This is a genomic window from Mesorhizobium sp. RSR565B, assembly GCF_054719465.1.
Genome location: NZ_JBTTIE010000001.1, coordinates 4221071 through 4233538, shown reverse-complemented (window position 1 = coordinate 4233538; position 12468 = coordinate 4221071). Strand labels below are relative to the sequence as shown.

Below are 12468 nucleotides of genomic sequence, written 5' to 3'. Positions count from 1 at the left end.
GGTGTCAGGGGCTACGGTCCGCTCTTGGCATCATCGACCTCCAACGCGTCCATTACAGGTGCCGGATCGCTCTTTTCGGAGCTCGGGCTCTGCACCCCGGACCCGGCGTTCTCGATCGCTTGCACGATAGCATCTTCGATGTTTCCGAGTTCGTCCTCCCTTACTTCACGCCCATAACCAGCCACCTCGGCATCCTGCTCGAATTGCTGAGCGAGCACCGCGACGCTGACTTCCTCTCGACCAGGAAGTGTGCCGACATTCTCCTGTAGCCAGTTTTGAAAAAACTCTCTGGTCGCGCTCATCTCAGACCACCCTTTCGCCAAACTAAGCGCGACGGTGAGCCGAAGTTCCATGATGCGTTCACTTTCCCAGTGGTGCTGTACTCACAGCGTTGGGAGCCACGAGGTTTTTGCAGGCTTGATGAGGCAGTGGCCTTTCTCTTCACGACTCGATTGGAGTTCACTCTTATTGTGCAGTGTGCATCCTGATTGCGTCCATTTCGACCCTGTGGAACAAGCTCGTTGAGTTGAAGTTAGGCCCGATGCCAAGCTTTTCGGGCGAACCAAGCTTTTCGGGCGCACAAGTTTTTGACGTTGCCATCGTCGGCGGCGGCCCCGCGGGGCTCGCTGCAGCCATGTATTTAGCCAGGTTTCTGCGTTCGGTGATCTCGCTCGACGCGGGGCATGCGCGTGCCAAGCTCATCCCAAAATCCCGCAACTGTCCCGGCTTCCCCGACGGCATCAGCGGGGAAGAACTGCTCGGCCGCCTACGAGCCCAGGCACAGCTATACGGTGCGAGCCTTGTCCATGGTTGCGTAGGCCACGCCGAAAAACGCGAGGTTTTTTTTGTCCTGACGACCACCTGCGGGATTGTCCAAGCAAGGCGCGTGATTCTGGCAACGGGCATTGTGGACAAGGCACCTCCCATTGAAAGACTGGAGGAGGCGATCGCAACCGGCATTGTCAGACTGTGCCCGGTTTGCGATGCATATGAGGCCCGGGGTAGCCGCATCGGCGTTGTTGGTCCGGAGCATCTCGCCGTCAGGGAGGCTCTGTTCCTGAAGGGATATGGCAGTCAGGTCGCCTTGCTCGCCAATAACCAGGATGATGTTTCCGAAGCTGCCCGCGGCGCCGCCTTGGCAGGCGGAGTTGAAATCTGGGACGCTGTCGATGACCTGATCCCTCGACGAACCGGGTTCGATGTCGTCATGGCCGAGGGCGCCCCGATGCGCAACATCGATGTGGTGTACCCTTCGATGGGCAGCGACGTACGCTCCGAACTCGCGGTTGCTCTGGGGGCTAACTGTGACGCAGAAGGCTATGTCCTGGTCAACCGACACCTTGAGACTTCAACGCCAGGACTCTATGCCATTGGCGACGTGGCCGAGGGGCTCAATCAAATTGCTGTTGCGTTCGGAGACGCCGCCAAGGCTGCAACTCACATTCATAACGACCTCCGCGATTGCGCCGAGCGGGCGACGAACTTCCGGCGAAGTTGACCTGCAGATGCGAACGCACCGTACCGGCTCACCTTTGGCTGCGTTGATGCCCGGAACCTGTTCCACCCGGCGTGAGACTACCGGCTTCGGCTTTGCTAGAGTTCTCCCAGGCGCAGCCGCTGGGTTGATGGACGGGCACGCGCTGGCGAACGGCTGGAGGAAGGAATGAAAATTCTCGTCACCGGCGCGTCAGGTCTGATTGGAGCCGCGCTTTGCGCGCGCCTGGCCGGCGAGAGTCATGAAGTGGTCCGCGTGCTTCACCACGCAGACACTGGCGTCCACCCGGAGATCCAAACCGTTTCCCTGGATATGGCGCGGGCCTTGCGACCTCAGGACTGGACCCCCTATCTCGCCGGTGTGGACGCCGTCGTAAACTGTGCCGGCGTCCTGCAGGATAGTGCCCGGGAAAACACCCGGCATGTCCATTCTACCGGCGCCTCGGCTCTCTTCACCGCGTGTGAGCACGCAGGTGTGAATAAGGTGATCCACTTTTCTGCCATCGGGGTCGATCGCCAGCAGCCGTCCGCCTTTTCCGCCAGCAAGCTCGCCGGCGATGAGGCACTGATGGCACGTAGCCTTGACTGGGTCATCCTGCGCCCCTCCGTAGTACTGGGAAGGCCGGCCTTCGGCGCAAGTGCACTTTTTCGCGGCCTCGCGGCGTTGCCGCTCTTGCCGTTGATGCCCGACACGGGCCGTCTCCAAGTCGTTCAACTCGATGACGTGATCTCCACCGTCCTGTTCTTCCTCAAACCCGGCAGCCCATCGCACCTCACGCTGGACCTGGCTGGGCCCGAGGCACTTTCGATCAGCGAGGTCGTGGGTCGCTATCGCCGCTGGTTCGGATGGAGCAGTGCTCGGGAGTTCATCTTGCCCAATTGGGCCGCAGCTATCTTGTACAGGTTCGGGGATGCCGCGGCTCAGCTGGGCTGGCGCCCGCCGATGCGCAGCAATGCAGCAAAAGAGATTGCCCGTGGCGCTGTCGGCGATCCCCAACCCTGGATGACGGCGACCGGCATTCAACCATCAAGTCTTACATCTGCACTGCGTTTAAATCCTGCGGCGGTGCAGGAGCGATGGTTCGCCGGTCTTTACTTCGTCAAGCCGGCGCTCTTTGTCATCTTGCCGCTCTTCTGGATCATGACGGGCATCATTTCCCTCACTGCCGGCTGGCGCAGCGGAGTTGATTTGCTGATTGGCACTGCTGCCGGCCCCTTGGCCGAACCGGCGGTAGTCGCCGGCGCGCTGGCTGACATCGCCGTCGGGGCGCTTATCGCCTGGCGCCCAACCAGCCGGCTTGGTCTTTTCGGCGCAATCGCGGTATCGCTTTTCTATGCGATCGCTGGGAGCATTCTGCGGCCGGATCTTTGGCTTGAGCCACTCGGGCCGTTGATCAAAATCCTCCCGATCCTCGTTCTGCATTTTGCAGCGCTGGCCATTCTGGAGGAACGCTGATGACGTACTTCGTGCTTAAATACCTGCACGTGATCGGCGCTGCTGTGCTGCTCGGAACTGGTGCCGGCATTGCTTTTTTCATGCTTTTGGCACACCGGACCGGGAATGCCGCGACGATCGCAGCCGTCGCCCGCATTGTCGTGCTGGCTGATTTCCTGTTCACGGCTACGGCCGTTATCGCACAACCTCTGACCGGACTGGGCCTCGCTAGGGTTGCGGGGTATTCGCTGTCCGAAGGATGGATCGTTCTCTCGATCCTGCTCTACATCTTGACGGGCCTGTTCTGGCTGCCTGTCGTGTGGATGCAGATCGAGATGCGAAATCTAGCCACACAGGCCGCACTCTCCAACCAACCTCCTCCCGAGCGCTACCATCAGCTGTTCAGACGCTGGTTTGTCTTCGGCTTCCCAGCTTTCGGCGCCGTGCTCGCCATTTTCTGGCTGATGATTGCGCGCCCGGCAATCGAGTGGTCATCGTTCTAGCTGCGATCGGCAAGCACTGCGCCGTGAATTCATCCGTCGCGCCTAGCTGGCTCGTGCCGGCGCGATGCACTGCGGTCGGGAACCACGGTCACTGCCGCGAGTTCTTTCGCATGGCCAATCATCCCCTCACCGGCGTGCTTACCTCAATCGGCACATTAACCTCCCGCCCCGCGGCATTCCTGATCCTGTTGGTCTACGCAATCCTTTGGATGATCTTCGAGCGACAGACCCTGGACTGGCATGGAGCGGCTACCTTGTTTACGTGGGCCATGACGCTGTTCATCCAGCGTGCCGAGCACCGCGACACTCAGGCCATTCACGCCAAACTGGATGAGATCCTGCGATCAGACCACAATGCCTCGAACATCACGCGGATCGACGATGAAGAGCCCGAGGAAATCGAAAAACACCGCCACCGCAAGCAGCAGGACGACTGATGAGCGGCGTTTTGGTTTCACGGCAGGACGAGTAGCGGGTTTCCAGCTTTTGACGCCTATCCAGCCCCGCCGCCTCCTGCGCTCAGGCCCAGGCCTTCGATCCTTGCTGCGGCTGTGGTTCAGCGACCGAAGGATCGGAGCCCTCTATTGTTCCACTGCATCCAGAAAAATTTGCCCGAGAACCAGGTCAGGCAAATCGGCCGGCTCGAAGTGCGTCATTCGCCTTTCTGGTTGCGCTCGACGAACTTGTTGAAACGGCTGGTTTGTCCGTCACCAGTCTTGGACTGGTAAAGAAAGGCCAGATCGTTCTCGTCGAATATGCGGAAGAACTCGTCCCATTCGACCGGCTCGAATGCTTCCTCGGGTTTGCCGAAGTCGATCCGCAGGATGCCGCCCGCCCCTTTGGTGCGAACCACTGCCGGCCGTCCATCCCGCTCCTCGGCCCATTTGCGGATTTCGTCGTGATTGGTGGTCGTTTGCGACTGGGACATTGAAATCTCCTTTGATCATCGGCGTTGCCAACATCGGGCATCGTCGGGGCTGCCGGCGTCCTAACAGCACAAGCGCGGCAATGTTCCGGCACGGCGCGGCGAGCGCGATGTGGCTGCTTCCGAACGAAGCCGGCCAAAGGAACTTTGTTGAAGCCAAGGGAACAAACCTTTTGCCGAAAAGTTCGGGTCGCCAAGATTACCTGTCTGAGGAGTGGTCGTGAAACGGATATTGGTTACAGGGGGCTGCGGCTTCATTGGCCGGCATGTCGCCCAGGAACTCATCGAGCAGGATTATTCGGTTCGCATTTTGGATGTGCTGCTGGAGCAGGTGCACGCAGGCGAAACAGTCGCCCTTCCCGCCGGGGCCGAGCTGATCAAGGGCGACATTCGGGACCGGGAGGCGGTCGCCAAGGCGCTGGAAGGCGTTGACGCGGTCATTCATCTAGCCGCGGAAGTCGGCGTCGGACAGTCGATGTACGAGATCGCGCGCTATGTCGGCACCAACGATCTCGGCACCGCGACGCTGCTTGAGGCGCTGATCAAACACCCGGTCGAGCGCATTGTCGTCGCCTCATCGATGAGTGTCTATGGCGAGGGCCTCTATGCTACATCGGACGGCCGGCGCATCGACAATGCCCGGCGCAAGGCGAGCGACATCAAAAACGGACAGTGGAATCCGCTGTCGCCGGAAGGCGAACCCCTCTCCCCCCTGCCGACGGACGAGGAAAAGCCGGTCGATCTCGCCTCCATCTATGCACTGACGAAATACGCCCAGGAACGCGCCGTGCTGATCTTCGGCGAAGCCTATGGCATCGATACGGTCGCGCTGCGCCTGTTCAACGTCTTCGGCGCCGGCCAGGCGTTATCGAACCCCTATACCGGCGTGTTGGCCAATTTTGCTTCGCGTCTCGCCAACGGCCAACGTCCAATGATCTTCGAGGATGGCGAACAGAAACGCGATTTCGTCCATGTGGATGACGTCGCCCGCGCCTTTCGTCTTGCGCTGCAGCAACGCCAGGCAAGGGGTCACGTCATCAACATCGGCAGCGGCCGAGCCTATGCTATCAGCGACGTCGCGCGGGTACTTGCCGAGGCCATGGGAACGCCGGACCGCTCGCCAGAGTTGCTCGGCAAGGCGCGCTCCGGGGATATCCGCAACTGCTTCGCCGATATTTCCAAGGCCCGTGAGCTGCTCGGTTTCGAGCCGAGGCAACAACTGGAGAATTCGCTCGCCGATTTCGTTTCCTGGGTGCGCAACTCGTCCGCCATCGACCGCGGCGCCGACATGAAACGCGAGCTTGAAGAACGTGGGCTGGTGTCATGAATACGCGCAATCGACGCGACGCGCCCGTCGCCATTGTCGGCGGCAGCGGCTTCATAGGATCGAACCTGGCCGACAGCCTGTTGTCGGATGGCGAGCCGGTGCTGGTGATCGACAATCTCAGCCGCCCCGGCGTCGAACAGAACCTTGAATGGCTGGCGCAGAAACACGGAAGCCGCCTCATGGTCGAAACGATTGACGTGCGCGACGCCAACGCGCTTGCGCCCGTTCTGAAGAGTTCCAAGGCGATCTTCCACCTGGCCGCGCAAACCGCCGTCACAACGAGCCTGGTCCAACCGGACGAGGATTTCGACATCAACCTTCGAGGAACCTTCAATGTCCTCGAGGCGGCGCGGCTGAGCAGTGAGTTTGTTCCGGTGGTCTTCGCCAGCACCAACAAGGTCTATGGCAGCCTGCCAGACGTCGCGGTTCGCGAGGACGGCGATCGTTACCTGCCTTGCGACGGCATCATCCAAGCGAATGGCATCGACGAGACCCACGGCCTGGATTTCTGCACGCCCTATGGCTGCTCCAAAGGCGCGGCGGACCAATATGTGCTCGACTACGCCAAATCCTACGGCATGCCCACGGCGGTGCTGCGGATGAGCTGCATCTACGGGCCGCGCCAGTTCGGAACCGAGGATCAAGGCTGGGTCGCGCACTTCCTGCTGAGTGCGCTGACGGGACGTCCAATCACCATTTACGGCGACGGCAGACAAGTGCGCGATATACTGCATGTCTCCGATGCGGTCGCCGCCTACAGGGCCACGCTCGATCGTATCGAGACGACCAAAGGCCAGGCATTCAATCTTGGCGGCGGCCCCGATAATGCGATCAGCCTGCGCATGCTGTTGAGCGAGATCCGTAGCTTGACCGGCCGTGAGCTTTCGATCCGCCATGATGGCGAACGCACCGGCGATCAGCCCTTCTTCGTCGCCGACACCCGCAAGATCAAAGCGATGCTTGGCTGGAAAGCTCGTGTTTCATGGCGCGAAGGCATTCGCGATCTCGCAGACTGGCTGCAACAACACCGGCTCCAGCCTCGCCCCGAAGTCGTGAGGTACGTCGCATGAAAATCGCCTTGGTAAACCCGTTCTGGACCTATGACGACAGCATCTATTTCGGCTGCCGCCAACCACATCTCCCGCTGGAACTCGGCTATTCGAAATCCCTCCTCGAAACAGCCGGCCATGAGGTGTTGATGCTGGATGGGCAATTGCAGAAGCTCGACAACTCGGACCTCTCCGAGCGTGTGGCTGATTTCGCGCCTGCAATGACGGTCGTCAGTACCGCCCCGACTTATCTGTTCTGGCGCTGCGCACCACCCGAGTTGCGCGTGCCGGCCGATTTCCTCAACCGTCTCGCCGGGCGCGGTGGACGCACAGTCGCGGTCGGGCCGCATGGCTCGGCTACGCCCGCGCCAACCTTGCGCAAGCTTGGCGTCGACATTGTTGTGCGCGGCGAATGCGAGGAAATCGTCGCGGAACTTGCCCGGCGCGACGACTGGAGCGCGGTGCCCTCGACCGCTTACCTGCGCGAGGCCAAGGTGGTTTTGACCGGCGGCGTCCACGCCAGCTCGTTTGTCGATCATCCGCCACTCCAATGGCCATCAGACTGGATCGCTGCCCATTCGCATCACCATCACAGGTTCGATGACAATCAGGTTGGGTTCGGCGCGGAGGTCGAAGCATCGCGCGGTTGTCCCTACAATTGCAGCTTCTGCGCCAAGATCGATTTCCGCGATGCCTATCGCCGCCGAAACCACGAGGCGGTCATAGCGGAAATCGATGGGCTGATTGCCCAGGGCGTCGGCTACATTTATTTCATCGATGAAATCTTCCTGCCGCAGAAAGCGCTGCTGGAAGCGTTGATCGATCGCGACGTGAAGTTCGGTGTGCAGACCCGCATCGACCTTTGGAAACCCGATCTGCTGGAACTGCTCGGTGCGGCTGGCTGCGTCTCCATCGAGGCCGGCCTCGAAAGCCTGACCGTGGAAGGTCGTGCGATGCTGGCGAAACGCTGCCGGCTGGGTACCGAGGAACTTGCCGCGCTGCTCGTCAATGCCAGGCGTCACGTTCCGTTCGTACAGGCCAATCTGATCGGCGTCGTCGAGGATGACCCTGCCCTTGTGGACTACTGGCGAACGCACCTCATCGACAACGGCGTGTGGGCCAATGAACCCGTACCGCTTTATCCGTATCCGAGTTCGCCAAGCTATCGCGAGCTTTGGGGCGAACCCGACGACCTCGCCTGGGAGCGCGCCCATGATCACTATCTCGCATCATTCCAGAAGTTCAGCGACATCCAGGAAAGGCGCCCGCGTCCGCTGGCGGAACTGGAGGCGACATGTTGCGGACACTGACGCCGCGCTCGCGGCGCATCCTGATGACGGTCGACGCCGTGGGCGGCGTGTGGCGCTATGCGCTCGACCTGGCCAGGGAACTTGTCAACGGCGGCGATAGCGTGGTGCTTGCCGGCCTCGGTCCGCCACCGTCCAGGCAGCAGGCCGACGAGGCGGAGGCTTTCGCGAAGCTGATCTGGCTGAACACGCCGCCGGATTGGATGACCCGCAACGGCGGTGATCTCGACGCGCTGCCGCGGGAGTTGCATGCGCCCATGCGCGACCACGCCATCGACCTTGTCCATTTCAACGCGCCTTCGCAGGCGGCGGGATTCGACGCGCCATGCCCGGTCGTGGTGGTCTCCCATTCCTGCGTGACGACCTGGTTCCATGCGGTCAGAGGACAGGCGGCGGATGGGGCATGGGCCTGGCAGAAGGAGCGCAACAGACGCGGCATGGATCGGGCCGACGCGGTCATCGCGCCGAGCCGCAGCCATGCCGACATGCTAGAGACCTGCTACGGCCCGATCGCGCGCTTGAGTGTGGTCACAAATGGTGCCCGTCCTCTGCCGAAGGCCGAAAAGCATCAACCGCTCGTCTTCGCCGCTGCCCGCTGGTGGGACGAGGGCAAAAATGCGGCGGTGGTCGATCAGGCGGCGTCCCTGACGCGATGGCCTCTGTTTGCCGCCGGTTCGACGAACGGCCCAAACGGCGAGCATGTCAGCTTCAGCCATGCTGTTCCTCTGGGAGCAGTGCCGTCCGATGAGGTGCGTTCGTTGATGGCTCGCGCGGGTATTTTCGTATCGCCATCGCTCTACGAGCCATTCGGCCTGGCCGCGCTGGAAGCCGCCATGTCGGCTACGCCCCTGGTGCTTTCCGATATCGCCACCTATCGCGAACTATGGGACGGGGCCGCGATATTCTTTGACGCGCGCGATCCGCACGATCTCGCTGCCTGCCTCAACCGTCTCTCCAGCGATGCCGAGCTCCGGCGAGAGCTTGGCCAGGCAGCCATCCGACGCAGCCGCAGGTTTAGGCTGACAAAGCAGACAGCGGCTATGCGCGGCGTCTACGACAAAGCGGCCTTAGCGATGGCGGAGCGCTGATCATGCGCTTTGTGTTTTACACCCACTCGGTCGTTTCCGACTGGAACCATGGCAATGCCCATTTCCTGCGCGGCGTCATGCGAGAGCTGGTCCAGCGCCGGCATCAGGCTATTGCGCTGGAGCCGGCGAATGGCTGGAGCCGGTCGAATCTGCTGGCTGAGAAGGGGTCGTTCGCCATCGAACGCTTCCGCAAGGATTTTCCCGAACTGATGCCGGTGACCTACGACGCCGGATTTGATCACGAAGCCTGGATTGCCGAGGCCGACGTTGTGATCGTTCATGAGTGGACGGATCCGGAGCTTGTCGCACGTATTGGCCGTGCCCGGGCCGCCGGCGGCAACTTCATCCTTCTTTTTCACGACACCCACCACCGGGCCGTGTCTGCGACCGAGGCACTCTCGGCGCTCCGGCTGGAGCACTATGACGGCGTTCTCGCCTTTGGCGAAACCTTGCGCGAGAGCTATCTGCGCGCCGGCTGGGGCAAGCGCGTCTTCACTTGGCATGAAGCGGCGGACGATCGCCTGTTCAAGCCGCACCCGGAGATCCACCCCACCTCCGATCTGGTCTGGATCGGCAACTGGGGCGATGATGAGCGGACCGCCGAACTCAAGGAGTTTCTGATCGAGCCGGCGCACGATCTCGGCCTTGATGCCGCTGTTCACGGCGTACGCTACCCCAAGACCGCACTTGCGGATCTGGCCACCGCAGGACTGCGCTATGAGGGGTGGATCGCCAATGCCGACGTGCCGAAGGCCTTCGCCGCGCATCGTGTCACCGTTCACGTTCCACGGCGCCCCTATCGCGAGAGGTTGCCCGGAATCCCGACGATCCGCATGTTCGAGGCACTCGCCTGCGGCATTCCGCTGATTTCAGCGCCATGGTCCGATGTCGAGCAGCTTTTCAGGCCCGGTGTCGACTTCCTGTTTGCCGAGAATGGCTCGCAAATGCGGCAACAGCTTCGGACGGTGTTGTCCGACGAGGACTTTGCGGCCTCCCTGGTGACCTCGGGTCTCGAGACCATCCGCTCGCGGCACACCTGCCGCCACCGCGTCGACGAGTTGCTCGGCGTGCTCACGCAATGCGCGAACCGACACACCGCCGTCCCGACAGCCGCAAAGGAAGCCGTCGCATGAAGATCGCATTCTATGGATCGAGCCTTTTGTCGTCGTACTGGAACGGTGCCGCGACGTACTATCGCGGTTTGCTCAAGGCACTTTCGCAATTGGGTTACGAGATCACGTTCTACGAACCCGATGTCTACGACCGGCAGAAGAACCGCGACATCGAAGCTCCCGACTGGTGCACTGTCGTCGTTTATGAGGCGACCCAGCATGCGCTGATGCAGGTCGCGGCACGTGCCGCCGGCGCCGACATCGTCGTCAAGGCGAGTGGCGTCGGTTTCGAAGACGAGGCGCTGCTTCGCGCCGTTCTCGACCACGCCCGCAGCGACGCGCTTGTCGTATTCTGGGACGTGGATGCGCCAGCCACGCTTGCCCAGTTGCGCGACGAGCCGGACCACCCGCTCCATCGTGCACTGCAGGAGATCGACCTCGTGCTGACCTATGGTGGCGGCGATCCCGTTGTCTGGGCCTATCGTGCCATGGGCGCCAAGGAGTGCGTGCCCATCTACAATGCGCTCGATCCCGAAACGCACCATCCGGTCGCCAGCAAAGCGCGTTTTGCCTGCGACCTGGCGTTCCTCGGAAACCGGCTGCCGGACCGTGAAGCGCGTGTCGAATCGTTTTTCCTCGATCCCGCCAGCCAGCTGCCGAAACAGCGTTTCCTGCTCGGAGGCTCGGGTTGGGGCGATAAGCCGCTCCCCACCAATGTAGGCTGGCTCGGCCATGTCGGCACCCGCGATCACAACGCCTTCAATGTCACCCCAAAAGCCGTGTTGAACATCAGCCGCGATAGCATGGCCGCCAACGGTTTTTCACCGGCCACGCGAGTGTTCGAGGCGGCTGGCGCCGGCGCCTGTCTCATCACGGATGCATGGCTGGGCGTGGAACTGTTCCTGAAACCAGGCGAGGAGATCCTGGTCGCGCGTGACGGCGGCGATGTCGCCGAAATAATGCGCTCGCTGACCCCCGGTCGGGCCAAGGCAATCGGCCAAGCCGCACTTCACCGCGTGCTGGCGGACCATACCTACGCGCTTCGGGCGGATGTGGCGGATGCCGTCTTCAAACGTCATTTCGAGCACGGGGCCGTGGAGGCAGCGGAATGACCAAGAAACTGGACATCGTCTTTCTCGGCCTGTCGCTGTCCTCATCCTGGGGAAACGGTCACGCCACCACTTTTCGAGGTCTTTTGAAAGGCTTGCACGGACTCGGTCACCACGTGACTTTTCTGGAGCGCAACGTGCCATGGTACGCCAATCACCGCGATCTGCGCGAACCGGAGTTCTGCGCCTTGCGCTACTACGAAACCACTGCGGAGCTGCAACGCGACTACGCACAGTGCCTGGAGCAGGCCGACATCATCGTCATCGGATCCTTTGTTCCAGAAGGACGCCAGGTCATCGACATCGTCGCCTCGCTTTGCAAGGGGCAGCTCTGCTTTTACGACATCGACACCCCGGTGACCCTGGCCAAGCTTTCAGCCGACGATTGCGATTATCTGAGTTCGCGGCAAATTCCGTATTTCGATGTCTATTTCTCCTTCACTGGCGGCCCAACGCTCAACCATCTGGCGCAAGACTTCGGCGCGCGCCATGCCGAACCTCTCTATTGTTCGGTCGATCCGGAACGGCATCACCCGACAGGAGATCCGGTCCGCTGGGATCTCGGCTATCTCGGCACCTACAGCATGGACCGGCAGACAACGCTGAACGCTCTGCTGCTCGAGCCCGCACGGCATATGCCAAACCTCCGTTTCGTCGTGGCCGGCTCCCAATATCCATCCGACATCATCTGGCCGGACAATGTCGAACGCATCGAACATTTGCCGCCAGCCGATCACGCCGCGTTCTATAGCCGTCAGCGCTACACGCTGAATGTCACACGCAGTTCCATGATCACCGCAGGATGGTCGCCCAGCGTGCGCCTGTTCGAAGCGGCGGCTTGCGGCACGCCCATCGTCAGCGACCGCTGGCCAGGGCTCGACAGCTTCTTTCCCGCATCGGCGATCCACACCGCCGCGGAGACGGACGAAGTCATCGATATCCTCGTTGGCGAGTCCGAGCGCGCACGCCTGGCCATGGCCGGCCGGGCTCGCAAACTCGTCCTCGCTTCCCACACCGGTGGGGCCAGGGCTCGCGAATTCGTGGCGGCGCTGACCCAACCAAGGGCGACGGCCCTCGATCTCGACATTGGAAGTGCAGCATGAACGGCAGACAGGAGAA

The 12468-nt window shown here is 61.6% G+C and carries 13 protein-coding genes; 11 read left to right on the top strand and 2 right to left on the bottom strand.

Translation table 11 applies throughout. The features are described 5' to 3' along the window. Nucleotides 1-11: 11 nt before the first annotated feature. Complete coding sequence (locus tag ACYG9R_RS20340) at nt 12-353, bottom strand: DUF768 domain-containing protein (RefSeq protein ID WP_023696361.1); 342 nt, start codon at nt 351-353, stop codon at nt 12-14. A 188-nt stretch (nt 354-541) separates the two neighbouring features. Between ACYG9R_RS20340 and ACYG9R_RS20335 the strand changes: the two genes are divergently transcribed. The 4 genes from ACYG9R_RS20335 (at nt 542) to ACYG9R_RS20320 (ending at nt 3869) form a co-directional block, all read left to right on the top strand. Then, nucleotides 542-1498, top strand: a complete 957-nt coding sequence (locus tag ACYG9R_RS20335; protein ID WP_031199711.1) for an NAD(P)/FAD-dependent oxidoreductase — start codon at nt 542-544, stop codon at nt 1496-1498. 165 nt (nt 1499-1663) lie between these two features. Next, nucleotides 1664-2950 carry an SDR family oxidoreductase gene (locus tag ACYG9R_RS20330; RefSeq protein ID WP_031199708.1) on the top strand — a complete coding sequence of 429 codons (1287 nt, stop codon included), beginning with the start codon at nt 1664-1666 and terminating at the stop codon, nt 2948-2950. After that, complete coding sequence (locus tag ACYG9R_RS20325; RefSeq protein WP_023824777.1) at nt 2950-3432, top strand: DUF2269 family protein; 483 nt, start codon at nt 2950-2952, stop codon at nt 3430-3432. The genes ACYG9R_RS20330 and ACYG9R_RS20325 overlap by 1 nt, the downstream gene beginning before the upstream one ends. 110 nt (nt 3433-3542) lie before the next feature. After that, nucleotides 3543-3869, top strand: coding sequence for a low affinity iron permease family protein (locus ACYG9R_RS20320; protein ID WP_023824776.1), 327 nt, complete (start codon nt 3543-3545; stop codon nt 3867-3869). 215 nt (nt 3870-4084) lie between these two features. Here the strand turns inward: ACYG9R_RS20320 and ACYG9R_RS20315 are convergent, their stop codons facing one another. After that, complete coding sequence (locus ACYG9R_RS20315) at nt 4085-4360, bottom strand: hypothetical protein (RefSeq protein ID WP_023667991.1); 276 nt, start codon at nt 4358-4360, stop codon at nt 4085-4087. A gap of 217 nt (nt 4361-4577) precedes the next feature. Between ACYG9R_RS20315 and ACYG9R_RS20310 the strand changes: the two genes are divergently transcribed. Genes ACYG9R_RS20310 through ACYG9R_RS20280 form a run of 7 tightly spaced genes read left to right on the top strand, consistent with a single transcriptional unit; the run spans nt 4578 to nt 12452 of the window. Continuing rightward, nucleotides 4578-5684: an NAD-dependent epimerase/dehydratase family protein gene (locus tag ACYG9R_RS20310; RefSeq protein ID WP_023733216.1), complete on the top strand. Its 1107-nt coding sequence runs from the start codon at nt 4578-4580 to the stop codon at nt 5682-5684. After that, nucleotides 5681-6754, top strand: coding sequence for a GDP-mannose 4,6-dehydratase (locus ACYG9R_RS20305; RefSeq protein WP_023691444.1), 1074 nt, complete (start codon nt 5681-5683; stop codon nt 6752-6754). The genes ACYG9R_RS20310 and ACYG9R_RS20305 overlap by 4 nt, the downstream gene beginning before the upstream one ends. Next, nucleotides 6751-8043, top strand: coding sequence for a TIGR04295 family B12-binding domain-containing radical SAM protein (locus ACYG9R_RS20300; protein WP_023824775.1), 1293 nt, complete (start codon nt 6751-6753; stop codon nt 8041-8043). The genes ACYG9R_RS20305 and ACYG9R_RS20300 overlap by 4 nt, the downstream gene beginning before the upstream one ends. Continuing rightward, the gene (locus ACYG9R_RS20295; RefSeq protein WP_023681099.1) at nt 8028-9128 is read left to right on the top strand and encodes a glycosyltransferase family 4 protein; all 1101 of its coding nucleotides are present in this window, start codon (nt 8028-8030) and stop codon (nt 9126-9128) included. The genes ACYG9R_RS20300 and ACYG9R_RS20295 overlap by 16 nt, the downstream gene beginning before the upstream one ends. Nucleotides 9129-9130: 2 nt before the next feature. Beyond that, nucleotides 9131-10261 carry a CgeB family protein gene (locus ACYG9R_RS20290; protein WP_023824774.1) on the top strand — a complete coding sequence of 377 codons (1131 nt, stop codon included), beginning with the start codon at nt 9131-9133 and terminating at the stop codon, nt 10259-10261. Continuing rightward, on the top strand, nt 10258-11352 hold the full coding sequence (locus tag ACYG9R_RS20285; protein ID WP_023667985.1) for a CgeB family protein: 1095 nt from the start codon (nt 10258-10260) through the stop codon (nt 11350-11352). The genes ACYG9R_RS20290 and ACYG9R_RS20285 overlap by 4 nt, the downstream gene beginning before the upstream one ends. Next, a complete protein-coding gene (locus ACYG9R_RS20280) occupies nt 11349-12452 on the top strand; it encodes a CgeB family protein (protein ID WP_023824773.1) in 1104 nt (367 codons plus the stop codon). Before ACYG9R_RS20285 ends, ACYG9R_RS20280 begins: the two co-directional genes overlap by 4 nt. Nucleotides 12453-12468: the final 16 nt, after the last annotated feature.